A 22,812-nucleotide genomic window follows, 5' to 3' on the forward strand; every position below is an offset into this window, starting at 1 on the left:
CACCGCAACCGTGCCACGCTCTTGATTGGGAGCATGTCGGAGGACGATCGCGCGGCCATCGTCGAGAAGATTATCAAACAAGCCAAGCGAGGAGATCGAGCCTCGCAAAAGCTGATTGTCGACAGGATCGAACCGCCGCGCAAAGGTCGCGCCGCACCGTTCCCGCTGCCGCCGATCAAAACCGCGACCGATGTTGTCGGCGCGCTGGCGACTGTCACTGCTGCCATGGCGGCTGGTCAGCTCTCTCCGGCTGAGGCTGTCGAGATCGCCGCCGTTATCGAAACTGCGCGTCGCGCGATCGAAACCCAAGATGTTGAAGTCCGGCTGCACGCGTTAGAGGAGCGCTTCAAATGAGCAATGAACTATCACGCCGTCTCGAAGCATTGGAGAGACGCTTGAACGCGGAGCAGCCCTTACGCCCAGGTGCGCCGCTGAAGGTCGTGGTGGTGTACGGCGGGCTGCCTCCGGGCGTCCCGTTATGGGCGGTTGCCGGGGCTCACGAATGGTTTCCCGATCCTGGCGAAGAGCTTGAAGCATTCGCCGAGCGGGCGGCCGCCGCTGCGCGAGCGCTGAAAGAAACACTGCTAGTTCTCGGCGGTCTCCCGAAGACGCAGGCGCAGAACGATGTAGCGCTTGCCGCTTATGACGCCTGGTTGCTGACCGATGACGGCGTGCCTCCGGTCGAGCCAGGCAGGGGGATCCACGGATGACGGGGCGCCAGAACCATCAAGGTGCCGCGCTGGAATTCCCGCAGGCACGCCAGAGGCGGCGATCAGCGCGAGAAGCCGAATCACATTGTTTCTTCGGGCCAGGCGTTGCGGAGCCCCCCTACAAGCCCCCGCATCTACGGAAATCCAGAGGAGACGCTAGCGGCGGCCTTCATCCTGATGGGGCCGATTATGGCGGGCCGCTGCCCACGTTGGGGCGGCCGCTAGGGCACCCGTGCCGACCCGTCAGAATTGCTGATTGATTTCATTGTCCTGGGGTCAAGATGCGGCGGACGGTGGATCCGCCCAGCGCGGCGCTCGCGCAGTTCGCCGCGCTCGCCAGCGCCACCGCCGACGCAGCCGCCGTGAAACGAGGCGCGACCAGCCTGTGCTAGGGCAGCCTTCTTTGGCACCGCCCATGCCGGGGCTGGCAGTCCAAGGCCGGTGGGACGAAACGGCCGCAGGAGGTCGCCCAGGCCCGCGCTAGACCCCCGGGCATCGAACCGTTAAGTATCGCCCGGAGTTGGGCCATGACGAAGTTCTCCTTCTAGGCGTATTATGGTAAGAGATTCTCGGAAAAAGGGCGGGGCGGGCCCCGGTGGGACAGTGGGACTAGACAATTCTCAGCTTGCGGCGATGACGCGTCTCTTCTCCTCGGCCGTCTTCCGCGAGATGGCGAAGAGAGGCCGCTCCGCCATGTTCACCCGCCTCCTGGGACAGACTCAAATACTGCCTAGCGGGGCCGAGGTGACCGTCGCGGACGCCTTCAACTCAGCGTTCCAGGTCCTGAAGACCAGCGGTCTGCGCGACGAATACATCTACCGAGCAGCGTTGACCCAGAAGGTGCTTATGGGAAAGCATTCGCTGAACACCGCCTGTATGCTCAACGAGTTCAGGGCAGGGACCTGCAAAGCCGATTTGGTGATTTTGAACGGTACCGCCACCGTGTACGAGATCAAATCGGAACGCGATTCGTTGGATCGTCTCGTCAACCAGATTAGTAATTACAAGAAGGTCTTCGCGAAGATTTATGTCATCGCTGCCGAAGGACACGTGCAGAAGGTTTTGCAGATCGTGCCCAAAGACGTCGGCGTGTTGAAGCTGTCCAAGCGCTATCAGATTTCAGCTATGCGCGAGGCAGCAGATCGCTCGCGACACATCGATCCTGTCGCAATTTTCGAATCCCTGAGATCGGCCGAGGCCCAGACAGTGCTTGGAGAACTTGGGGTCGCAATTCCCGAGCTCCCTAACACGAAATTGCACAGCGCGATGCGCGAGCTTTTCCGCCAACTTGATCCGAGGGACGTGCAGACTACAATGGTCAAGGTGTTGAAGCAGACGCGGGATTTAGCGCCGCTCATTGATCTTGTGGAACGGCTACCTGCATCGCTGCACGCTGCGGCCTTATCTATCCCGGTGCGGCGTGCCGACCATGAGCGTCTCGTTCAGGCGGTGGAGACGCCGCTTCGCGCCGCGATGGCGTGGGCTTAACCGAAATGTATCATCCCTATTTTCGCGGCAAGCAGAATGAGCTGATTGCCATTCGGGAGACTGCGAGTCTACTCGCCTCCCGTGACTTCGTTCCGATCATTGAGCCCGTGAAAGAGTCACTGGGCAACCTCGAACGTACTCTTAAGGCGATATGCGATGCCGACGCACGCGCGATTGTGATCGTCAATCCGTATCACGGCGATCATAGCGAGGACGGCGTCAATATTTCCGAGCTGTTGCGCAACGGCTTTAGCAATCATCAAAATAGAATCGCAGCCGGCATCTTGCTCAAGAAGGACATGCCTATCGGGCAGGTCTTCGATCTCTATTCCGAGCATGAGCACCAGAATACTACGTTTATCCACGCTGGCTTCACCGACGCGAAGGGTCTCGCTGAGCGACTGGGCAGGGTGCTGCCCCGAACACGCAACGTTTTCTTTGAGGCGCATTGTGGACGGCTCTACCGCAAGCACTTTCAAGGCAGCACCAGGATTCTCTTGAAGGACGGCTTCACCCGCCGCCGGAATGCAGATCATCCGCAATTGGAGCTATTCTCAGACCTGCACGTAACCTTCGAAGAAGAAGGCATGGATGGGTTCGGGGATTTCCTGATCGTTGGTGACGACTATACTGAGAGCGGTGGCCCGGCTTATGCCGTCGCAATCCATCTGACGTTCATCGATCCTGACCAAGACGACGTGATGTTCATTTATCATTTTGTCTCGACTACAAGGGACACGCCGACGGACCCTGCCGGCAAGTTTGCTGAGGCGCTCAACAAGCTGATAAAAAAGCTGGATTCCGGAAACTCCAAGCTGTTCGAGTCGAGCGCCATCGCGGAGTTTCGCGAACTCCATGCCGCTGGCCACTTTCCGGGTCTTGGGTATGTGAAGAGGCTCTCGATGAAGCACCACATCGAGACGCTCGCCGACTATTTTAAGTGAAGCGCCCAATGCCAGCCCGATGCTGCGCCCATTGCTTTGATGACCGTGGTCTGCGAAACGACATCATTCCCTCGCTTCGACCCATCCTGGGAAATTGCGCCTACTGTGGCACCACCGACGTCGATTTGGTCGAGCCGGGGCAACTTGCAAACTATTTTGAGCTTCTAATCAGCATTTATGAGCCTGATAGCAGCGGAAAGCCGCTGGTCGAGTGGATGAAAGATGACTGGCAGTTGTTTCCAAGGCTGGACGTCGCTCACTCGAAGGAATTGCTGAGCGACATTTTGGACGATGGTGACATCGTTCGAAAACGGTTCTCGCCTTCGACAACTTACCACAGCGAGGCGCTTGTCGGGTGGGAGGCACTTCGCGACGAGCTGATGTACAAGAACCGATGGTTCTTGAATGAGGTAATCGATGTGGATCGGTTAGAGAATCTGTTGGACTATTTACCAGCGGATGACTTGCCGACGCAGTGGTATCGAGCGCGCATTCGGGCTGACGGCACTGCCTACACGATAGATCAAATGGGAGCGCCTCCGAGGCGACTGGCGACACACGGCCGGGCGAACCCGCCCGGCATTCCCTACCTCTATCTTGGCTCATTACCGGAAACTGCAGTTGCCGAGGTGCGCCCACATACCGGCGAGGTCGCATGCGTTGCCGATTTTGCCCTTCCCAAACTAAAGGCTATCGACTTGAGAAACCCGCGCAAGCTGGTCTCACCATTCTTGCTAGCCGAGGCTAGTGGAATTGGTCAGCTGCGAGCCGACATTCCTTTTCTGGAGCGGTTGGGCGAGGAGTTGACGCGACCTGTTCTGCCTCAAGGGGCCGCTATCGATTACATCCCAAGCCAGTATCTTTGCGAATTCATAAAAAAGGCTGGTCGCGATGGAGTCGTCTATCGCAGTTCTGTCAGCGATGGCATTAACTTGGCTCTGTTCGATCCCAATAAAGCCGTCCCTGGCACAGTGTCGACTTACAACGTCAAGCGAGTGGCCGTCGAAGTGGGCCCTGGCTAAATGGACGCGCACAAACGCGCTGGGCGGCGCTGGGGCCGCTGTTAGGGCACCGCGCCGACTGGTCAAAATAACCGATCGATTTCAGCGGTTTGCTTTCCAAAGTGACGGACGAAGGTTCCGCCAAGCCATGCTTCACCAACGTTTGGGTACTGGCACGAGTCAGATCATGTCTGCTGTTGATCGCATTACGGACTCGGTCGGACATCGCGCCATGCCCGAAAAGGGCCACGAGCGGTCGTGAGCAATCGCAGCGAAGTCTATGACCCTCGGTCGAGACGTTGCAAGGGATGCAAAGCACTCGGATCGTCTCACCTTAAGTGCGTTAAGGGAGCTGGATTGCTATGCACGTACAAATGGAACGCGCCGCCCAGCTTGCATTGTATGCATTAATGTGGTTGGAGCCGACACCGGTGTAGCGGACCGCCGGAGCGCACTGGACCATATCAATGTCCACCTGCTCAAGAGGCTGTAATCCCAAAGCTAGCGCCTCCAAATGAAGCCGATTTAGGTCATGTATTTTACTTGGTTCGCGTCCTCGATGGCAGATGAAAGTCTTAATCGCTTTCTCAGACGCTTGGAGCGAATGCCACCGCGAAAGACCATACTCACCTTCCGCCGCGAGCGTAGCACTCAATCGAAGATCAAGGTGGGTGGCATCAGCAAACCACCCGTTCGCCCGCCGTGCCGCCTCGCTAGCGGCTACTGGCATGCGACCGGCAATCATCTCCCATGCCTTCAGCCATTCTTCGAGCTGTTCCAGCGCTTCGACGCAGGCTTCCGAAATGTAGTTGCGCTCTTGATCGGTGAGGACCTTTCGGAGGCCGGCCGCTAATCCGACCACGAAATCCAAAGGATCGCAGCGAGCGGCCGCGCGCGCAGTGAATGGATATGCTTGTACAATTTGATCTGCTTGTAGTGTTACTTCCTCGGGAAGACGAACCAAATATAAGTCCCCTCGAATCAAGATTGGGAAGATGCCGCGTGAGCGGTCTACCTTCAACCGATCGCCATATCGCGTAGTGAACCAGTGAATTATATGTCCATCCAGACTTGCTCCCTCATAGACACCGGCTACGGCCTTGCCGGATAGCGTCCAATTCTCGTTCTTGGTCAGCCGGGCAACGTGTAATACGGCGTACAAAGGCCTAGATGGTATGGGAATGCGATCGTCTTTGAGGGACTGATCCACTTCCTCCATCAGCGCCAGGAATTGAGCTTCAGTCGTTATATGCAATTGGTCCTCCGCGTCAGTCGAGACAGGGTTGTTCATCACACAAGATCGATCCCGGACACCGGCATCAACGCTGCCCCGCCGCCGTGACCTGCCGCGCCGCCGAGCAGCGTGGTGACCTCGCGCCGTTTCAATTGACGGAATTGCATCGGACAGCATAGCGGATTTGCGAGGATCAAGTCAGCGCCTGCTGCGCTGCGGGATTTCGACCTCGTCCGGGTCGGCTTGGGGTTAAAACCGGAAAACCTCAATGCGAGTACATGTTTTCCGCCTTGCCCCGACAGCGGACATTGGTCAGGGCATTTTGAAGGCGTAGCGCCTCACCCTGACAGTGCCGGCATGTGTCCGGGTCTCCGCAACCAGAGCGCCGATTAGCAGCATCAGCGGGCTCGGCTGAGTTGGGTGATAGGGCAGCCATTGGGGCACCATCGGGAGAAACACGAAAATGCCCGTTGAAATACGCTTGATTTGGAGGAGACGAGGTCCGCCGCACTCATCCTTCAGCAACGATTGAGGCGATGCCCGGCGCCGGGGCCGAGCATGGCGAGTGCGGCGAGCACGACAGAAAGCGTCTGCTCGATCATCGGCTGGCAGCCGCCATAGCGGTGGTGAACTGCGAGACAGTCCGGTGCCGATGCCGACGATGACAGCGAGCACCATCACCTCCACGGAGGCGACGACATTGCCCAGCACCTTCTCGGCGAGAAAGGCAGTGTTGAAGAGGGCAAAAGGAAAGAGGATGACGCCCGCGAGCGTTGTCAGCTTGAACTCGATCAACGTGACGAATAGCTTCACCGCCAGAATGAATAAGCGATCAGGACCAGGAGCCCGGACACCATCAGGACCGCAACCTGGACGAAGTTCGCAAAGAAGCTGGTGAAGCCCATCATCGGGCAGTGGGTGCCACGCGTCGAGACCGACCTGCGCGAGCCGGCCGGGCCGCAGGAAATCGGCTGTCGAGATGGAGGAGCCGCCGGCCTTCAGGCCAAGGCCGGCGAAGCTATTGAAGATCAGGCGACGCACAGAACTCTCTTCAGTGGCGGAGTTCGGCTGTATATGTCTGCTACGAATTTGGGTTCGCCTGACCTCCTTCCTTAGGGCCTTGGCTTACTGAGGGGCCTTAGTGGCAAACCCAGGCCCGCAGTTTGCAGTCCTCGTCGCCTGTCTCATTGCATCCGGCCACCGCGCCTTGTTGCGATAGCTCCTCTTCCAATTCACCAAGTGGGTGGGACCACCACCCACGCCCCAGCCCGCGTCCATTGCCTATGGCAATGGCGGCGCAAGCGTTGTTTTCGTGAGCTTCGATTTGGCAATCCGAGCCGCCCTCGCGGCGACAGTCGAGCAGGGCCCACCGTTGAGCGTGCTCTTGTGATCTACACCCGTGCGAGACACCGACCACGTCATCTGGTTTGGAGTATGCGATGGCCCCGGAGCCGGCGAACGCGGTAGTGTTTGAAATGAACAGCGCGAGGACGCCGATTATTAGTTTACGCATTCACTTTTCTCCATTTGGATTTGAGCAATCGCACCGATTGGCGCCTATTGCCCTACGGCGAGATACAGCAAGGGCCGTGCCAACGCTCCTCGCGCGCACTAAGCGTCTGATTGTGCTTTGAAACAGTTCGCGATGCGCAAACGGCGCACGGTGTTTTGAATCTCAGAGCTTTGTGCACCGCTGTCAGAAAGCGGACAAGGATCGAGGAGCTGACGCATCCGGACCTGCCCCACGGACTTGATCCGGGTTGAAGGCAATTCCCTTTTGGCAATGCGCGCGGCGCCCTGGGAGACTTGCGATGGGCTACCGCCAACTGCTACAAGAGGATTTCACGGTCCACGCCGCGCTTTACACAGCAAACTAGGGTACAGACTCAATTGAGCCAATATGCGACGAGAGCGGCGAGCTGAACAGCGGCCAAGAAATTCGAGCGAGCTTGTCGTATCATGTGGCGATGCGGCGGAAGTCCTTGAGCCGGCAAAAGCAGCGTTCGATGGCATTTCGGCCTCCGTAGGCGCGTTTGTTGAAACGATGAATGACGACACGGTTGGATTTATTGGGAATGACGCGCTTGGCACCGCGACCAGCGATTTCGGCGCGAAGGTTGTCCCCGTCGTACCCTTTGTCTGCGAGAAGCGCGAGCGCCAGAACATCGGGCGCGGCAGCGATGTCGGCATCCTGACTGGGGTCAAATGCAGGACGACCGGTCGGCAGAGCGGATCGCTCAGCGCATGGATTTTTGTCGTACGGCCTCCCCGCGAGCGGCCGATTGCCTGGTTGTGCTCCCCTTTTTCCGCCGGAGGCACACCGATGAGCTTTAATCGAAGTCGAGTCGAACGACCGCACGACGGCATCCTTGCCAGGTTTGGCCAGTGCTTGAAAGATTGCGCACCATCGTTCGCGTTTGGCCCAGCGATTGAAGCGATTGTAGATCATCGTGTAAGGACCGTATTCGCGCGGACAATCACGCCATCGCGCACTTGATTGCAGCATGTGAACAATACCGCTGATGATGCGCCGATCGTCGCCCCTGATCCGGCCCCGTCAATCCCGTCCGCAGATGAGGTTCGATAAGAGCCCATTGCCTGTCATTCAACTAAAACAAACCCGCGCATTCCCTCGCCCCCGAACCAAGAACACGGAGGCAAGAGAATCACGTGGCGCTATTTAGGTACAGACCCTAGCGGCGAGAGACAGCTCAGCGCCGAATGACGTCTGCCGGCCGAGCTGATGATCCGCCGGCACGCTCGCGGACCGCATTTCCGGGTGGGAACTCTATATTCTCAAATTGCTTTATCAGTCGCTGATAAAAACCATGACAATCGATGAGGTCTAGGCCAAGTGAGCCGGTCTATCGGCAGACCGGTCAGCTCGCTCATCGCGCGAGCTGACCCTCGGACGCATGGACCTGAAACGATCAGCTGGCCCGGCGGTCGTAAGCCGCCTGGCCGGCACCATCAAGCCGGTCAATTTCCGAAATTGAAACATATCTCAGCGCTGGTGACCAAGCCAGTCCCCAAGGTACGTGCTTTCTGTCGTAGAGACCCCTCGGATCGCTTCATCAGCTTTGAACCCTAGCTACAGGGGTGCGGGGCTTTGAGTGCGCCACCCTTTGCGCTTGGCGGCTTTTGCCACGTGATGTTTTCCGATTTCGCTTTGCACATTTGCCTGTAGCGCTTGTTTTTGGCGAAGACGCAACTGCTTCCCATTACCATATCAATGGTCATCGACAACTATTCAGGCCGATTTTTCTCTTCGTGATAAGAACCGGAACTACACGCGAATTTGTCCTCCCTCCATTTTTATCTGCGTGACAAACCCGCTTTTCGACATGCACGTCACGCAGCTTCAACATGGAAGCAAGCCACAGAGAAGGGACGTTCGATGCGTGTTCGAAAGACAACTCGAAAAGCGCTTCATGCTTGAATGCTCCGACCTCAGCTCACCAAGACGTTCGTAGAATGATACTAGACGCCAGTATTAAGTATCGCTGGATCGGCCGGGACACTCGCACTGCCTCACTTGCGCGCATCATTAACCGGCCTCCACGGCGAGTGCACGGCGTTACCGCGCGAAGAACAAACGTCTTGTCCTATTTTCCGAAGGAAAGCGGCTTTTTGAAAGTTCTCACAAAGGAAAATCTTGCGATACCAGATCCTCGTCGGTTGATCGAGCACGGCTCGCCCGTCCTAATTGATCTGCCGCAGTATTGTTGACCTAATTAGCAACGTTGACATACCCAGGCAATTCCGCTGTGAGGAACGATCGCCGCCCCCCTCTCATGGACCCGACGAACGAGCGTCGTGATACTCCCCGGGCTGGTCACTACCGCATGGTAATCAACCCGCGGGCCCAGCCGTCCTGGGTGAGCTTGGCACCGGCAGGCGATTACTTGAGCATGAGTTGCCAGAGCGCCTGGCCAGCACAATGCCGGTGGCTCGCTGCGGATCATCCGTAATCTGTGCACACTGACCGCCACTGTCGAGCAGATGCAGGTCGAACTCTCCAACGCGGCGGAACGGACTCTGCGTCATGTCCGAGGCCTCGCAACAAATCCAGGCGAGATGTGGAAATTTCTGCCGGAGCGTGAGGCAGGGCTCAGACGCTGTATCAATAGCGGCGAGCGTCTGCTCGATGTTCGTCAATTCGCCTGCAGCGAGCACCATCTCCATAATCCCTATTTCCAGAACAAACGTTCAGGGTCGGCGTTCAGAACCGCTGTCGCCAAGCCAAGCCGTTGATGGGTAGAATGCCACTCCCAGACGCCCTTGCCGTGATCTTTGCGGAACAGCCACCATGCCGCCGCAGTCTTATCGTGGTGTAACAGCGCGACATCGACGAGGCCTCCCTCCGGATCGATATTGCCAGAGCAGCACAGGCTCTCGACAAGATAGCCGCCAGCAACCGGTGTCACCTTTGGCGAGACATATCGGTAGCGCTCGCGCCCGGTCAGCGCGCGCACGATCCGCCACCGGTCGAGCTCGTTGGGATGCGCAGGCAATCCCGAATGATGTTGTCTGATGATGGCGGCGTTCATTGCGCGATGTCCTGGACTGCGGAGATCTCTGCCTCGAGGCAGCCAACCACCAACTGCTTGCCGAACTCGACCATATAGATGGGTAGGTTCGCTTCCGTATGGAGACCGACCTGGACGATCTCACCAATGCGTCCGACGCTGACCAGACACTCTTCCGCCGAGGCGTCGGGAAAGGAGCCGTCGTTGAGCAGATCGATTGCCGCCTCGACACGTTGGCCTGAGCGGTATTTTGGCAACCTTGGTTCGATCATCAGGGTGCTCCTCCTGACAAGCAAGGCTCCTCGCCTCCGTGGCTTCGCGTGACTAGATCAAGCTCTTTGCGTTTCATGCCGACGCGATAGCCTGAAGCGAGGAATTCGACCCCATAGATATAAAATTGTTGCAGGAACGTACCGATCGAGACGACATAGCCAAGCTCGCCTTTCTTGACGAGAACCTCACCGATCTCCTTGCCCACATAGGTGCCGTCGTTTCGGATGGTGCGGTTGGCCCGCACCTTGTCGCCATAATCAAAGAAGGGCACGTCCGTCAACTCGACGATGTCACTATCACGGGCGATATTGCTCATGCTGCCGTCTCTTTCCATGCTTCAACTGTGCGGCGCTTCGCGAGCGCCCGGCGTTACGGACCGCCCTATCATGATTCTCGATCAACTCCGTCGATTCCCGCACCGCCGCGCGGCTTGCGACCACGTATTGGATGAGCCGACGGGGATGACGATGCGTCAACATCAACGCCGGGCACCCCAAAACGGATGCTTGAGATGGCGATCCGCGAGCCCATGATTGATGTTGAGGAAGCCGCCGATGCTGCACGCGAGTCCGTCGTTGACGCAACGAACCTGAGCCGGCAGCAAGAAGTGCGGTTCAGCGCGACACGCGCAGCCGCAGAATCGACCTGATTGCCCCGGCAACTGGGGGCATCGTGGATGACATCACTCATGGTCCCGCCCATCCGCTCGAGCGTGCCTCACAAACCTTGGCGCCAATCTTGTGCGCGGGACTGCGGCCCAGCAGTCTCTCGGCAACCGCCGTCCCTCCCTCGAGTTGCCCGAGACGCCTCTCCCAGTGGGCAACAAGCCTTGAGCGATAATAGCAAGACCCACGTGAGGTACTCTCATAGCAGCCGAATTCGGGCTGGTGGCACCACCGCGCCGGTCGGCAGCAAAATCATATCCGCATCACGAACGCCTTGGCTTGACATAGGTTGATTTTCTGCGTCTTCATCGAGGTGATAGGATAACCCTGCCGTCCTCCAATGATGATCGACCGGCTCGACACCTTGCGACCAACACAGGGCTGGGTGAGGACGCCTCGTTTCGCTCGGATGACCGACTGAAGAAGGCCTCTGGCATGAATGGCGCCTGTTCAAAGATGGCCGCAGGTGACTGGATTGATATCGCGGAAGACGAGTCCGCTCTTGGTGGACCCATCGGCGAAATCGATCCTCGACGTTCAAGACCGCAGCCTTCGGGCCGGCAGCGCGTTGCCCTCGACGTTCGCGTCGCCAGAACATGGCTTAGCAATTGGCGAAAACGTCGGCCACGAGGGCGAGCCGTCGTCTGAGAGGGCGACAGCCGCGGTCGCCACCTCGTCAAGGCGAAGCGTCATCCTCTCAAGTTTCTGAACCGTTCGTGTCGTGGTGACATCCATGTCGCGGTCCTCAGGCGGGCGCCCGATAGCGTGGCAGTGCTGGGTCGAGCACGCATGTGTTGTCAACTGGGCAAACCAACACGCATTGCGGTTCGTCAAAGTAGCCGGCGCACTCGGTGCATATCTCCGAATCGATCAGGAAAACGCCGGCTACCTCGGAAATAGCAAGATTTGGGCATTGCGTTTCGCACGCTGAACAGCCCGTGCATTGCGAGGCGATGATCTTGAACGGCATTGTCTGAACCCATTCTTCAGGCGGCGGAAATCAGCGCATTGTGGCGGGCCGGTTCGACCCGCTCAAGGTGCTTGATCTTCCGCTCATTGACTTTATCGAGATAGAGTTTGAACCAGGCGATCGTCGACGCATCGATGAACTCGCAGGCGTGCTGATCGACCGGCTCGATGCCGGCCTTGATCAATTCCGCCTTCGGGCAGCCGCCGATCTTCGACACGAATACGGCGTGGCAATCCTTGATAGCGCCGATGGCGATTTCGAGCTTGCTGTCCTCGCCATGGCCGCCCTGGCAATAGGGATGGATAGGACGATGACCAACGAATTTCGCGCCTGAAGTCGAGAGCTCGTAGATCTGGAACTCCTTGGCGTGACCGAAGTGCTGGTTGATCAATCCCGAGCCCTTGGTTGCAACCGCCACCAGTACTTTGATTTCGCTGGAAGCGCTGTCGAGCCCCGTGAGCTCCTCCTGCTTGGCCGCAAGCTTTGCGATGTGCGTTTTCTCGACTTCGGCCTGATATGCCTGTCGGGGCTGCTCGTCGTATTTGATGTCCATCGCCATGATCTTTTCCACGGTGAACTCCGAGCCCCGGTCCTCTCCGAGCAGTCCGACGGCGTCGGCCCGGCACTGACGACAATGACGCATCATGTTCATCTTGCCTTCGCAGCTATCCTGCAACGCTGTCACTTCCTGTGCGGTCGGACCGCGTTGCCCCCTGAGACCGAACACGGTGCCGTGCTCGGGCGACGATATCAGCGGCATCACGTTATGCAGGAAGGCCCCGCGCGACTTCACAGCCTTGTTCACCTCAACCAGATGTTGATCGTTAATCCCGGGAATCATCACCGAGTTGACTTTGCACAGGATGCCGCGCGCGGTGAGCATCTCCACGCCCTGGAGCTGCCGATTGCTAAGGATGCTTGCAGCTTCAACGCCGGTGTAGCGCTTGTGGCGGTAAAAGATCCAGGGATAGATCTTCGCACCAATTTCGGGATCGATCATGTTGATCGTGATCGTCACGTGATCGATCTTGAGTCTTGCGATCGTGTCGACATGATCGGCTAGCGCAAGACCGTTCGTCGAGAGGCACAGCTTGATACCTGGCGCGAGCTTGTTCACAAGCTCGAACGTCTTGAATGTCTTGTCCGGATTCGCTAGCGGATCGCCAGGGCCGGCAACGCCGACCACGCTCATCTGAGGGATCGCGGAAGCGACCGCCAGCACCCTCTTGGCGGCCTGCTCCGGCGTCAACTTCTCGCTGACAATGCCGGGGCGCGATTCGTTGGCGCAATCGTATTTACGATTGCAGTAATTGCACTGGATATTGCAGGCGGGTGCGACCGCGACATGCATGCGGGCATAATGGTGGTGCGCCTCCTCGCTGTAGCAGGGATGGTTCTTCACCTTTTCCCAGATCTCATCGGGCAGATTGCTGATGCCGGTCTGAGATCCGCAGCTCGCCTTCCCGCTGGCGCCGATGGTACCGCAGCCCTTGTGCTTAGTGACCGCTTGCATGGTCTCGCTGATCTCGCCGCCGCCGCAGGATACCTGGTGTTGCGCTGAAGTACTCATTTTTCCAATTCTATTCGCAAGCCGAACCCTTCCGGCAAGCATCCACAGAGTCGTTTTCCGAAAAGCTAAGAGCAACTGGCGTGCCATGCCTGCCCGAAACGACTTTTGCGGTTTGCTTCAAGTAGTTAGGTAACGCTCGCTCGAATGTCAGTTTATCAACTCATGTTGGAAAGCTGACAGAGATTGCGATCACAAGAGCGCTGGCAGCGTTGTTTTGACGACGAGTTCGCTGCTTCACCAACGCCCTTGGCAAAACGCGGGGCGGGTGGCCGGTCACGCCAGGCCCAAGCCAGGGGAATGGTGTCGCGTTCCTCCCAGGTGCCGGAAGGCCCCGCCAAGAATAGCTTCCGCATCCGCCGGTTGGCGAGGTTCTGTGGAACCGCAGCATTCATCATTCGGTTGCTTCGCCGCCGCGCTTCTTAGCGTTGACAGTGATTGGTAGGGTGGTGTCACTCGCCATCGCGGGTAGGTCGAGCACCCAGCCGTTCGCGATTCTGATCCAACCGCCCCACAGCGTCTCGTGCTCCCATTCGACGATCGGCTCCTCAAGATCCTTCTTTGGCACATAAATCGAAAGGCCCGTCTCGGGCGAACGGCGAATCATAACCTTCATGGGAGCTCCGCACGTTGTGAGCTCTCGCCCGCGCGCTCCTGACACGCACGCCACAAGGCTCTCTGTTTGGCAGTGATGTCCGGCATGACTTGCAGGACACGGTCGATCTCATCTGGCGCGGTCTCGCGCGACAGCGAGAAGCGAACCGCGCCGCGCAAAAAGGCCGGTGGTACTCTCATCGCGCGCAGGACATGGGATGGCTCCATCGAGCCGGACGCGCAGGCTGAACCGAGTGAGACGGCAATTCCGTTGTGGTTCAGGTGGTGGACGATGGCCTCTGCTTCGAGATGCTCGAAAGCAATGTTGGACGTATTTGGCAAGCGGTTCTTGACATGGCCAAGCACGATGCAACAGCCGTGAGCGAGAATGCCCTGCTCCAGCCGGTCGCGAAGGGCGCCAATCTGCATCTGGTCTTGTATGAGGTTTGCCGCAGCGAGTTCCGCCGCCTTGCCGAGTCCAACAATACCCGGAACGTTTTGGGTACCAGCGCGGCGACGCCGCTCTTGTACGCCGCCGAAAAGCAGCCGCCGGAACTTGACGTCCCTGCGCACGTACAGCGCGCCGATCCCCTTCGGACCATGGAACTTGTGCCCGGAGAGCGACAGCATGTCGATGTCCGTAGCCTTCAGGTCAATCGGAATTCGGCCGACCGCCTGGACTGCGTCGGTGTGAAAGAGCGCGCCGACTGATCGCGCCATCTTGGCGAGGGACTTCACCGGAAAGATCGTACCGGTCTCATTATTGGCCCACATGACCGAGGCGACTGACGTGCGCCTCGACAATGCGTTGCTATAAGTCTCGATGTCCAGTCGGCCGCTGGCATCTACCGGAATGATATGGGTCTTGATTCCTCGTCGACCCAACTCCTCGGCAAGGGACAGCACGGCCGGATGCTCAACGGCCGTTGTGACGATCTCGTCGCGTCCCTCCTGCACGGCTAGCGCAGACAGGATCGCTGTGTTGTCGGCTTCAGTCCCGCCCGAGGTGAAGACGATCTCATGATCGAATGCAGCGCCAATGAGGGACTGCAGGTTCCGGCGCGCCTGTTTCAATGCGGGCGCAACCTCGCTGCCGAATGCATGCGCGGAGGACGCATTGCCGAATTGTGTAGAGAAGAATGGCAGCATCGCCGCAACGACCAACGGATGTGCGCGGGTCGTCGCGTTGTTATCCAGGTAGATCGGCCGCACGGACTGTCCGCTCTGCACTTAATGTCGCCCTTTGGCAGCTCCGCGGAGCGGGATCAGGCGGACGAACTCGCCGAGCCGCTCGATCAGACGCGCCTGAATGGCCGCGAGCGTCGTGCCCGCAAGCTTGCCTGACATGCAGGCGCCGGTCAGCCTGACGATGAGCTCACGATCTCCACGATCCCGCCTGAGGCTCGCCCGATTCTCGTCGAGCACGGCTCCGACAATTTGCTCGCAATCGGAAGGCTCAGAAATCGGAGGCTGCTTCGTTGGTGCAACCTTGATGCCCATGTTTCGACGCCCTTCTATTGCGGATGGTCGAGGACAGGCTCACCTGCACGGTTTCTCGCAGGAGCAGCTCGACTTGGCATTTGGATTGTCGAATCGGAACCCCGATCCTTCGGGCGACAGCACGAAATCGATCGTGGTACCGTTGAGATGCTCTTGGGTCGCGCTGTCGACGAAGAGTTTGATGCCGTCTAGCTCGACCACGGCATCATCTGAGCTCGGCCCATGCGCGAGATCCATCTTGTATGTGAACCCTTCGCAGCCGCCGCCATCAACCATGATCCGCAGGCCGCTCGCCGGCTGCCCTGTCGTGGAGATTGCGGCCCTCAATGCATTGATGGCGTTATCCGTTAGGTTGATCATTTTTGACTCGCTTTCAGGTCTTGTCGCAAGGCACGTTTCGCAAATCCCATGCCAGTCGAGATGCAGCTGAAATGAAGGATTAGCGTGCGGCCACTGTTCGATTCACGACTTGTGTGTCGGGTTTTCGACACGAGGTTTCCCGGCCGCCGCGTCATCCGGCCAAGACCTCGCGACGGTGCCAGCACGTATCCATGCCCATAGCGCCAAGCTGCCGCCTACGCCGCGGAGATAGCGTGACGGCAAACAACTTGCATAAGCGTAGCGGACACGTCGCTTTGCGCGACGCGTGCACACCACGCATTGATGAGGAGCCTTTCCATGACGTCGATTGACAACACTGCTCTTGGCCCGTTGGACAAGGAGGGGCGGCTATTGAATGCGGTGCTTAAGAGTGAAACAACGAAGTCGGGGCGATTTGGATTCCGGGGGGACATCGCGCTGAAGTTCCAAGCTCAGCTGGCCGACGAAAAACGACCCCCGGACTATTCCATCGAACAAGTTCTTGCGATCGCGCAGGAAGGCGAGCCGACCATCCCAGTCCTTGCCGGATATCTGCATTCCTTCGCGTATCTACCCGAGGCCGCAAAGGTGCTGGATAGCAGGCTGAGCCCCAAAGGCAGCTATTTCATCTTCTGCAACAACATCGATCTGCTCGCGAAGTACCGCGTCAAGATAGGCGACATCACCTTCCGCATTCTGCCTTGCGACGAATCAACTGTGTGGAAGGAGATGATGGACCTCGCCGGCGTCGACAAGAATGACATCAAGAAGTTCGGTACGGCCGGTAGGCTCGACTACTTGCTCGACGCGGCCAAGGACATCGGTGGATCATACAGTGAGATCTCATACGAGGACGGTTTGGCCAAAATGGAGCCGGTGAAGAACAGAGGCGAAAACCGCCCAGTCTGAGGCATCGCCTCAGGCCCCCTCGCCAACTCGACGAGTCTGCCGCAGAGGGAGTCACTGCACCCAGAGCGAGTCACAGTACCGCCTCGCCTGGGACTGGCTCTGACATCCTCGTGATGGACTTCTCGGCCTACGTTTGGGAGATCACACGACTGCTCTGGTAGGTGTGTGTTGGCCATGAGTACTGTCGTCAATTACACCGAGGGGCGGCTGGCCGCGAGGGTCCGGCTGGCTGCGTCCATTGGGATCCGAACATTCCAATGATGATCGGCTCCTATTCGCGGTCATATTTCAGAGGGTTGATCGACGGTGTATGGATCAGCTTTGGCGTTGTGCTCCAGGCCTTTGCCGGCCTGAGCCGCGCTGAGAGGTCGCGCGAGGAGCGATCACTGTGCTGATGTTCGAGGAATGACTGCCGGCGATCGGGATGCCCAGCGGCTGGGCGATCACCGTGCTGCGGAAAGCCAGCGCCATCCGCGAGTGCGAGGTGCACGGCTGGACGCAGGACCGCGCCGACCCGCATGCGCGCCAACGTGCCTGCGAAATCGCTCGGCAAGATCCGCCGCAAGGAGTGTCGGGGGACTAAGCTGTCGCTGAACTGGTCGTGGTGCTGGACTCGATCGGAGATACCTGCCCGAGTGCCCGCCGCTGTAATCCACAGCACGCGCGAGAGGTCGCGCAGGCGGGTGGATTTCTCATTCAGCCTCGGCTGCGGCCATCCGCGGCGTCCTTAAGGATTGCTCACGAAGGTTGCTGTTTCGATGCGGAGCAGATCGAGCGAGGCAAACGGGATCAAGGCTAGCAAGCACCAGAAGAAATAGAAGGATCCGACCGCTTCGTATGGCGCTATCGAGCCGACCGTGTCGGATGACAGCTTGGCCGCAGCGCGCTTCATCCTGTAAGCAGTGAAGTCGATGATTGTTGCCGAGGTCTTCATCTGATTCGTCCACTCACTCTTGAAAGCGTCACGCCTGTGTCCATGGTTGCAGCAGAACTATTCTGCCGGCGTCCATCTTGCGAGAGCACGGCGGCGGCTGCAGCGATTCGGGTGCCACGCGTCAAGCAGTTCGCAAGAAGCGAAGCCATTTGTGGTCGGCCTCACGCCGCGCGTGGAAGCGGTTGACGCACTTCCTAGAACAAAGCGCTGTTTGCCGGCAGCCCCGCATTTATCTTCCATTTCCGCGACACAGTTCGCAGTTCAACTGCGGGGTCGCCAATTGCGATGCTTGTGGCATGTACGGACCACCGGCGCAGAGTGTGACCCTGGTGTGCGCCTCCGTGGCAAAAGCGGCGCGCTATTCCAAGCGCCTTCGTCGGGATTGCCTACAGTAAGGGACAATTGATCTTGATTGATGCAATCAGCAGGGCAGTGACGATGAAATCATGCGGGCTTTTTGCCGATCTTCGATGAACTTCAACTGACCAGGCGACGGCGAGCGTATAGCAGCCCTCACCTGCTGTCCTGCAACCCTCACTGTCATTGCGCTCCAGGCGCCCCGATCCCGTACCTTCCTCAGAACGACGCGTAGCGGACGTCAAAACGATCTCGCGTGATCACGAGGCAGGAACGTCTCAGCCGGCCCTCTCGTGAGGATCTGCTTCGGGGTGCGCTGGCCGGACGCGTGTGGGAGCGGTGTTAGCGCTTTATCATCATCGGGCGCGTGCGGTGTTCGGTATGTCGGTGGTACTGTCTCAGCTTCCGGAGCTCAATCGCGATTCGGCTCGGCGTCGGCGTTGGCGGCCATCTCGCGCAGCGCGCGCCGGTATTCGACCGGCATCACCTTGCGGAATTTGGGCAGCCAGTCCTTCCAGTTGGCCAGGATGTCGGCGGCGCGCCGGGAGCCGGTCGCTTTGGCATGGCGCGTGATCAGGACGTGGAGGCGCTCGACGTCGGAGGCGAGCAGGTCCTTGAACACGTCGACCCGGCCGTGGGCCTCGAGGTCACCGGAGTGGTGATAGGTGCCGGCGTTGATCAGCTCTTCCGACAGCACCGGCTCCAGCTCGACCATCGCCATGTTGCACAGCCTGTCGAAGTCGCCGGTCTCGTCCAGCACATAGGCGATGCCGCCGGACATGCCGGCCGCGAAGTTGCGCCCGGTCTTGCCGAGCACGACCACGATGCCGCCGGTCATGTATTCGCAGCAATGGTCGCCCGCGCCCTCGACCACCGCCACGGCGCCGGAATTGCGCACGGCAAATCGCTCGCCGGCGATGCCGCGGAAGTAACACTCGCCTTGAATGGCGCCATACATCACGGTGTTGCCGACGATGATGCTCTCTTCCGGCACGATGCCGCTGTTGGCCGGCGGCTTGACGATGATCTTGCCGCCCGAGAGGCCCTTGCCGACATAGTCGTTGGCTTCGCCTTCGAGCTCGAAGGTGACGCCTTGCGCCAGCCACGCGCCGAAAGCCTGGCCGGCAGTGCCCTTGAGGCTGACATGGATGGTCTCATGCGGCAGGCCGGCATGGCCGTAGATCTTGGCGACCGCACCCGACAGCATCGCGCCCGCGGAGCGGTTGGTGCTGTTGATCTTGGCCTCGATCTTCACCGGCGCACCGCGGTCGAGCGCAGGCGTCGCCTGCTCGATCAGCGTACGGTCGAGCACGGCTTCCAGATGATGGTTCTGGCGCTCGGAGTGATAGATTTTCTGGCCCTTCTCTTCCTTCTGCTTGACGAACAGCTTCGAGAAGTCGAGGCCCTTGGCCTTCCAGTGCGCGACCAGCTTGGTCTGGTCGAGCAGCTGCACCTGGCCGATCATCTCGTTGAAGCTGCGGAAGCCGAGCGAGGCCATGATCTCGCGGACCTCCTCGGCGACGAAGAAGAAGTAGTTGATCACATGCTCGGGCTGGCCGGTGAAGCGCTTGCGCAGGACGGGGTCCTGGGTCGCGACGCCGACCGGGCAGGTGTTGAGATGGCACTTGCGCATCATGATGCAGCCGGCCGCGATCAAGGGCGCGGTGGCGAAGCCGAACTCGTCGGCGCCGAGCAGCGCGCCGATCACGACGTCACGGCCGGTGCGGAAGCCGCCGTCGACCTGGACCACGATGCGGCTGCGCAGCCGCTCGCGCACCAGCGTCTGGTGGGTTTCGGCGAGGCCGATCTCCCACGGTGACCCCGCGTGCTTGATCGAGGTCAGCGGCGAAGCGCCGGTGCCGCCCTCGAAGCCCGCGATGGTGACATGGTCGGCGCGCGCCTTGGCGACGCCCGCGGCAACCGTGCCGACCCCGATCTCGGAGACCAGCTTGACCGAAACCGCGCCGTCCGGGTTGACGTTCTTGAGGTCGTAGATGAGCTGCGCCAGATCCTCGATCGAGTAGATGTCGTGGTGCGGCGGCGGCGAGATCAGGCCGACGCCCGGCGTCGAGTGCCGGACCTTTGCGATGGTCGCGTCCACCTTGTGGCCGGGCAACTGGCCGCCTTCGCCGGGCTTGGCGCCCTGCGCCATCTTGATCTGCATCATGTCGGAGTTGACGAGATACTCCGTGGTGACGCCGAAGCGGCCGGAGGCGACCTGCTTGATCGCCGAGCGCATGCTGTCGCCGTTCGGCATCGGCTCGAAGCGGTCGGCTTCCTCGCCGCCTTCGCCGGTGTTCGACTTGCCGCCGATCCGGTTCATGGCAATCGCGAGCGTGGTGTGCGCCTCGCGCGAGATCGAGCCGAAGCTCATCGCGCCGGTGGCGAAACGCTTGACGATGTCCTTGGCCGGCTCGATCTGGTCGAGCGGCACCGGCTTGCGCTTCTCCTCGTCCGCGTTCTTGATCCGGAACAGGCCGCGCAGCGTCAGGAGACGCTCCGACTGCTCGTTGAGGATCTTCGCGAAAGCACGGTAGCGTTCCAGCGAATTGCCACGCGCGGCGTGCTGCAGCAGCCCCACCGACTCGGCGGTCCATGCATGGTCCTCGCCGCGGCTGCGATAGGCATATTCGCCGCCGACATCGAGCGAAGTCTTGTAAACGAGCGCATCGCCGAACGCGTCGGCGTGACGGCGCACCGCCTCTTCGGCGATCTCGCCAAGACCGACGCCCTCGACGCGGGTGTGGGTGCCGGCGAAGAATTTGCCGACGAATTCCGCCTTCAGGCCGATGGCGTCGAAGATCTGCGCGCCGCAATAGGACTGGTAGGTCGAGATGCCCATCTTGGACATCACCTTGAGCAGGCCCTTTCCGATCGACTTGATGTAGCGCTTGACGATCTCGTAATCGTCGAGCGAGCCGGGCAGGCGGTCCTTCATCGCGGTAATGGTCTCGAACGCGAGATACGGATTGATCGCTTCCGCGCCGTAGCCGGCCAGGCAGGCGAAGTGATGCACTTCGCGCGGCTCGCCGGATTCAACGACGAGGCCGACCGAGGTGCGCAGTCCGGTGCGGATCAGATGGTGATGCACGGCGGCGCAGGCCAGCAGCGACGGGATCGGAACCCGGTCGGTGCCGACCATGCGGTCGGACAGGATGATGATGTTGACGCCTTCGCGCACGGCGCTTTCGGCGCGCGCGCAGAGCTCGTCCAGCACCGGGTCCATGCCGGCCGCGCCGAGACCGGCGTGGAAGGTGGTGTCGAGCGCGCGCGACTTGAAGTGTGACTCAGCGACCTCGGAGATTGAGCGGATCTTTTCAAGGTCCGCGTCGATCAGAATCGGCTGTCGTGCTTCGAGGCGCTTGGTGGTGGCAAGTCCCGGGAGGTCGAACAGGTTCGGCCGGGGTCCGATAATGGAGACGAGGCTCATCACCAGCTCCTCGCGGATCGGGTCGATCGGCGGATTGGTGACCTGCGCAAAGTTCTGCTTGAAGTAGGTGAACAGCGGCTTGGCCCTGGCCGACAGCGCCGAGATCGGCGTGTCGTTGCCCATCGAGCCGACCGCTTCCTTGCCAATCGAGGCCATCGGCGTCATCAGGATGGTGATGTCTTCCTGGCTGTAGCCGAACGCCTGCTGGCGATCGAGCAGCGACAGGTTGGAGCGCACGCCGGTGGTCGGCACCTTCGGCAGATCTTCCAGCACGATCTGGGTCCGCTCCAGCCACTCGGTGTAGGGATGGCTCCTGGCGAGCTCGGCCTTGATCTCGTCGTCGGGGATGAGGCGGCCCTGCTCGAGGTCGACCAGCAGCATCTTGCCGGGCTGCAAGCGCCACTTGGTGATGATCTGGTCCTCGGGAATCGTCAGCACGCCCATCTCGGACGCCATCACGATGCGGTCGTCCTTGGTGACGAGATAGCGCGCCGGCCGAAGGCCGTTGCGGTCGAGCGTGGCACCGATCTGGCGGCCGTCGGTGAAGGCGATCGCAGCGGGGCCGTCCCACGGCTCCATCAGGGCGGCATGATATTCGTAGAAGGCGCGGCGCTTCTCATCCATCAAGGGATTGCCGGCCCACGCCTCCGGAATCATCATCATGACCGCGTGCGGCAGCGAATAGCCGCCCTGCACCAGGAATTCGAGCGCGTTGTCGAAGCAGGCGGTGTCCGACTGGCCTTCGTAGGAGATCGGCCAGAGCCGGTTGATGTCCTTGCCGTACAGCTCGGAGCTCACCGAGGCCTGGCGCGCCGCCATCCAGTTGACGTTGCCGCGCAGCGCGTTGATCTCGCCGTTATGCGCGATCATGCGGTAGGGATGCGCCAGCGACCAGGTCGGCAAGGTGTTGGTCGAGAAGCGCTGGTGAACGAGCGCGAGCGCGCTCTCGAAGTCCTCTTCGTGCAGATCGGGATAGTACTTGCCGAGCTGGTCGGCGAGGAACATGCCCTTGTAGATCACGGTGCGGCAAGACATCGAGCAGGGATAATAGCCGGCGAGGCCGCGGTCGCGGCGCTGATAGATCGCTTGCGAAATCGACTTGCGCAGGATGTAGAGCCGGCGCTCGAAATCGTCCTCGGTCTTGGCGGTGCCGTTGCGGCCGATGAACACCTGCATGCAGGCGGGCTCGGTCGGCTTCACGGTGACGCCGAGCGAGGAATTGTCGGTCGGCACGTCGCGCCAGCCGAGCAGCGTCAGGCCCTCTTCCTTGATCTGATCGGCGATGATGCTCTTGATGACGTTGCGCCAGGCGGTGTCGCGCGGCATGAACAGCGCGCCGATGGCGTA

The 22,812-nt window shown here is 59.9% G+C and carries 22 protein-coding genes and 1 pseudogene; 7 read left to right on the forward strand and 16 right to left on the reverse strand.

Translation table 11 applies throughout. From position 1 onward, the window contains the following. Positions 1-33: 33 nt before the first annotated feature. The 5 genes from ABIB66_RS40225 (at position 34) to ABIB66_RS40245 (ending at position 4,164) form a co-directional block, all read left to right on the forward strand. Positions 34-354, forward strand: a complete 321-nt coding sequence (locus ABIB66_RS40225) for a hypothetical protein (protein ID WP_354259192.1) — start codon at positions 34-36, stop codon at positions 352-354. Then, entirely contained in the window at positions 351-710 is a 360-nt protein-coding gene (locus tag ABIB66_RS40230) for a hypothetical protein (RefSeq protein WP_354259195.1), read from the forward strand. The genes ABIB66_RS40225 and ABIB66_RS40230 overlap by 4 nt, the downstream gene beginning before the upstream one ends. Positions 711-1,343: 633 nt before the next feature. Then, complete coding sequence (locus ABIB66_RS40235) at positions 1,344-2,198, forward strand: sce7726 family protein (RefSeq protein WP_354259198.1); 855 nt, start codon at positions 1,344-1,346, stop codon at positions 2,196-2,198. A 5-nt stretch (positions 2,199-2,203) separates the two neighbouring features. Then, a complete protein-coding gene (locus tag ABIB66_RS40240; RefSeq protein WP_354259201.1) occupies positions 2,204-3,142 on the forward strand; it encodes a sce7725 family protein in 939 nt (312 codons plus the stop codon). Between the two features lie 8 nt (positions 3,143-3,150). Further along, entirely contained in the window at positions 3,151-4,164 is a 1,014-nt protein-coding gene (locus tag ABIB66_RS40245) for an RES family NAD+ phosphorylase (RefSeq protein WP_354259204.1), read from the forward strand. Between the two features lie 322 nt (positions 4,165-4,486). On the opposite strand, the gene ABIB66_RS40250 is transcribed toward ABIB66_RS40245, so the two are convergent. From ABIB66_RS40250 to ABIB66_RS40280, 8 genes and pseudogenes are all read right to left on the reverse strand, one after another. Then, positions 4,487-5,434 carry a HEPN domain-containing protein gene (locus tag ABIB66_RS40250; RefSeq protein WP_354259207.1) on the reverse strand — a complete coding sequence of 316 codons (948 nt, stop codon included), beginning with the start codon at positions 5,432-5,434 and terminating at the stop codon, positions 4,487-4,489. A 488-nt stretch (positions 5,435-5,922) separates the two neighbouring features. Further along, positions 5,923-6,409, reverse strand: a pseudogene (locus tag ABIB66_RS40255) (type IV secretion system protein); the annotation flags it as partial. 106 nt (positions 6,410-6,515) lie between these two features. Continuing rightward, positions 6,516-6,890 (reverse strand): DUF4189 domain-containing protein, encoded by a 375-nt coding sequence (locus tag ABIB66_RS40260; RefSeq protein ID WP_354259209.1) that lies wholly within the window; start codon positions 6,888-6,890, stop codon positions 6,516-6,518. A gap of 444 nt (positions 6,891-7,334) precedes the next feature. Then, positions 7,335-7,883 carry an IS5 family transposase gene (locus tag ABIB66_RS40265; RefSeq protein ID WP_354259213.1) on the reverse strand — a complete coding sequence of 183 codons (549 nt, stop codon included), beginning with the start codon at positions 7,881-7,883 and terminating at the stop codon, positions 7,335-7,337. Between the two features lie 1,346 nt (positions 7,884-9,229). Then, the gene (locus ABIB66_RS43755) at positions 9,230-9,562 is read right to left on the reverse strand and encodes a DUF6129 family protein (RefSeq protein WP_502918359.1); all 333 of its coding nucleotides are present in this window, start codon (positions 9,560-9,562) and stop codon (positions 9,230-9,232) included. Between the two features lie 5 nt (positions 9,563-9,567). Continuing rightward, entirely contained in the window at positions 9,568-9,927 is a 360-nt protein-coding gene (locus tag ABIB66_RS40270) for a DUF3024 domain-containing protein (protein WP_354259216.1), read from the reverse strand. Next, positions 9,924-10,178, reverse strand: a complete 255-nt coding sequence (locus ABIB66_RS40275; RefSeq protein WP_354259219.1) for a nitrogen fixation protein NifZ — start codon at positions 10,176-10,178, stop codon at positions 9,924-9,926. Before ABIB66_RS40275 ends, ABIB66_RS40270 begins: the two co-directional genes overlap by 4 nt. Further along, positions 10,178-10,495, reverse strand: a complete 318-nt coding sequence (locus tag ABIB66_RS40280; protein ID WP_354259222.1) for a nitrogen fixation protein NifZ — start codon at positions 10,493-10,495, stop codon at positions 10,178-10,180. Before ABIB66_RS40280 ends, ABIB66_RS40275 begins: the two co-directional genes overlap by 1 nt. A gap of 195 nt (positions 10,496-10,690) precedes the next feature. Here ABIB66_RS40280 and ABIB66_RS40285 point away from each other — a divergent pair, with 195 nt between their 5' ends. Further along, positions 10,691-10,828 carry a hypothetical protein gene (locus ABIB66_RS40285; RefSeq protein ID WP_354259225.1) on the forward strand — a complete coding sequence of 46 codons (138 nt, stop codon included), beginning with the start codon at positions 10,691-10,693 and terminating at the stop codon, positions 10,826-10,828. 761 nt (positions 10,829-11,589) lie between these two features. Here ABIB66_RS40285 and ABIB66_RS40290 read toward each other — a convergent pair. The 6 genes from ABIB66_RS40290 to ABIB66_RS40315 all read right to left on the reverse strand — a co-directional run bounded on the left by ABIB66_RS40290 (position 11,590) and on the right by ABIB66_RS40315 (position 15,835). After that, positions 11,590-11,814, reverse strand: a complete 225-nt coding sequence (locus tag ABIB66_RS40290; protein WP_354259227.1) for a 4Fe-4S binding protein — start codon at positions 11,812-11,814, stop codon at positions 11,590-11,592. Between the two features lie 16 nt (positions 11,815-11,830). Beyond that, complete coding sequence (gene nifB, locus ABIB66_RS40295) at positions 11,831-13,384, reverse strand: nitrogenase cofactor biosynthesis protein NifB (RefSeq protein WP_354259231.1); 1,554 nt, start codon at positions 13,382-13,384, stop codon at positions 11,831-11,833. 391 nt (positions 13,385-13,775) lie between these two features. Beyond that, on the reverse strand, positions 13,776-13,997 hold the full coding sequence (gene nifT, locus ABIB66_RS40300) for a putative nitrogen fixation protein NifT (protein WP_085399342.1): 222 nt from the start codon (positions 13,995-13,997) through the stop codon (positions 13,776-13,778). Beyond that, entirely contained in the window at positions 13,994-15,187 is a 1,194-nt protein-coding gene (gene nifS, locus ABIB66_RS40305) for a cysteine desulfurase NifS (protein WP_354259234.1), read from the reverse strand. Before nifS ends, nifT begins: the two co-directional genes overlap by 4 nt. 18 nt (positions 15,188-15,205) lie before the next feature. After that, complete coding sequence (locus tag ABIB66_RS40310) at positions 15,206-15,475, reverse strand: hypothetical protein (RefSeq protein ID WP_354259237.1); 270 nt, start codon at positions 15,473-15,475, stop codon at positions 15,206-15,208. A gap of 39 nt (positions 15,476-15,514) precedes the next feature. After that, on the reverse strand, positions 15,515-15,835 hold the full coding sequence (locus ABIB66_RS40315) for an iron-sulfur cluster assembly accessory protein (protein WP_354259240.1): 321 nt from the start codon (positions 15,833-15,835) through the stop codon (positions 15,515-15,517). Between the two features lie 318 nt (positions 15,836-16,153). Here ABIB66_RS40315 and ABIB66_RS40320 point away from each other — a divergent pair, with 318 nt between their 5' ends. Further along, positions 16,154-16,744, forward strand: coding sequence for a hypothetical protein (locus ABIB66_RS40320; protein ID WP_354211002.1), 591 nt, complete (start codon positions 16,154-16,156; stop codon positions 16,742-16,744). Between the two features lie 727 nt (positions 16,745-17,471). Here ABIB66_RS40320 and ABIB66_RS40325 read toward each other — a convergent pair. Together ABIB66_RS40325 and gltB are read right to left on the reverse strand one after the other, a co-directional pair. Then, a complete protein-coding gene (locus ABIB66_RS40325) occupies positions 17,472-17,678 on the reverse strand; it encodes a hypothetical protein (protein WP_354259243.1) in 207 nt (68 codons plus the stop codon). Between the two features lie 769 nt (positions 17,679-18,447). Then, positions 18,448-22,812: glutamate synthase large subunit (gene gltB, locus ABIB66_RS40330; protein WP_354259246.1), on the reverse strand; the 4,365-nt coding region annotated here is incomplete at its 5' end.

This window comes from Bradyrhizobium sp. F1.13.3, assembly GCF_040548265.1.
GTDB lineage: Bacteria > Pseudomonadota > Alphaproteobacteria > Rhizobiales > Xanthobacteraceae > Bradyrhizobium.

What these genes read in the sequence shown, in the direction of transcription:
- ABIB66_RS40310 (WP_354259237.1), bottom strand. Translation starts at nt 15,475, where the DNA reads ATGGGCATCAAGGTTGCACCAACGAAGCAGCCTCCGATTTCTGAGCCT.
- ABIB66_RS40245 (WP_354259204.1), top strand. Translation starts at nt 3,151, where the DNA reads ATGCCAGCCCGATGCTGCGCCCATTGCTTTGATGACCGTGGTCTGCGA.
- ABIB66_RS40280 (WP_354259222.1), bottom strand. Translation starts at nt 10,495, where the DNA reads ATGAGCAATATCGCCCGTGATAGTGACATCGTCGAGTTGACGGACGTG.
- ABIB66_RS43755 (WP_502918359.1), bottom strand. Translation starts at nt 9,562, where the DNA reads ATGGAGATGGTGCTCGCTGCAGGCGAATTGACGAACATCGAGCAGACG.
- ABIB66_RS40270 (WP_354259216.1), bottom strand. Translation starts at nt 9,927, where the DNA reads ATGAACGCCGCCATCATCAGACAACATCATTCGGGATTGCCTGCGCAT.
- nifB (WP_354259231.1), bottom strand. Translation starts at nt 13,384, where the DNA reads ATGAGTACTTCAGCGCAACACCAGGTATCCTGCGGCGGCGGCGAGATC.
- ABIB66_RS40260 (WP_354259209.1), bottom strand. Translation starts at nt 6,890, where the DNA reads ATGCGTAAACTAATAATCGGCGTCCTCGCGCTGTTCATTTCAAACACT.
- ABIB66_RS40240 (WP_354259201.1), top strand. Translation starts at nt 2,204, where the DNA reads ATGTATCATCCCTATTTTCGCGGCAAGCAGAATGAGCTGATTGCCATT.
- ABIB66_RS40325 (WP_354259243.1), bottom strand. Translation starts at nt 17,678, where the DNA reads ATGAAGACCTCGGCAACAATCATCGACTTCACTGCTTACAGGATGAAG.
- ABIB66_RS40235 (WP_354259198.1), top strand. Translation starts at nt 1,344, where the DNA reads ATGACGCGTCTCTTCTCCTCGGCCGTCTTCCGCGAGATGGCGAAGAGA.
- ABIB66_RS40320 (WP_354211002.1), top strand. Translation starts at nt 16,154, where the DNA reads ATGACGTCGATTGACAACACTGCTCTTGGCCCGTTGGACAAGGAGGGG.
- ABIB66_RS40290 (WP_354259227.1), bottom strand. Translation starts at nt 11,814, where the DNA reads ATGCCGTTCAAGATCATCGCCTCGCAATGCACGGGCTGTTCAGCGTGC.
- ABIB66_RS40225 (WP_354259192.1), top strand. Translation starts at nt 34, where the DNA reads ATGTCGGAGGACGATCGCGCGGCCATCGTCGAGAAGATTATCAAACAA.
- ABIB66_RS40285 (WP_354259225.1), top strand. Translation starts at nt 10,691, where the DNA reads ATGGCGATCCGCGAGCCCATGATTGATGTTGAGGAAGCCGCCGATGCT.
- ABIB66_RS40315 (WP_354259240.1), bottom strand. Translation starts at nt 15,835, where the DNA reads ATGATCAACCTAACGGATAACGCCATCAATGCATTGAGGGCCGCAATC.
- ABIB66_RS40275 (WP_354259219.1), bottom strand. Translation starts at nt 10,178, where the DNA reads ATGATCGAACCAAGGTTGCCAAAATACCGCTCAGGCCAACGTGTCGAG.
- ABIB66_RS40250 (WP_354259207.1), bottom strand. Translation starts at nt 5,434, where the DNA reads ATGAACAACCCTGTCTCGACTGACGCGGAGGACCAATTGCATATAACG.
- ABIB66_RS40265 (WP_354259213.1), bottom strand. Translation starts at nt 7,883, where the DNA reads ATGCTGCAATCAAGTGCGCGATGGCGTGATTGTCCGCGCGAATACGGT.
- nifT (WP_085399342.1), bottom strand. Translation starts at nt 13,997, where the DNA reads ATGAAGGTTATGATTCGCCGTTCGCCCGAGACGGGCCTTTCGATTTAT.
- ABIB66_RS40230 (WP_354259195.1), top strand. Translation starts at nt 351, where the DNA reads ATGAGCAATGAACTATCACGCCGTCTCGAAGCATTGGAGAGACGCTTG.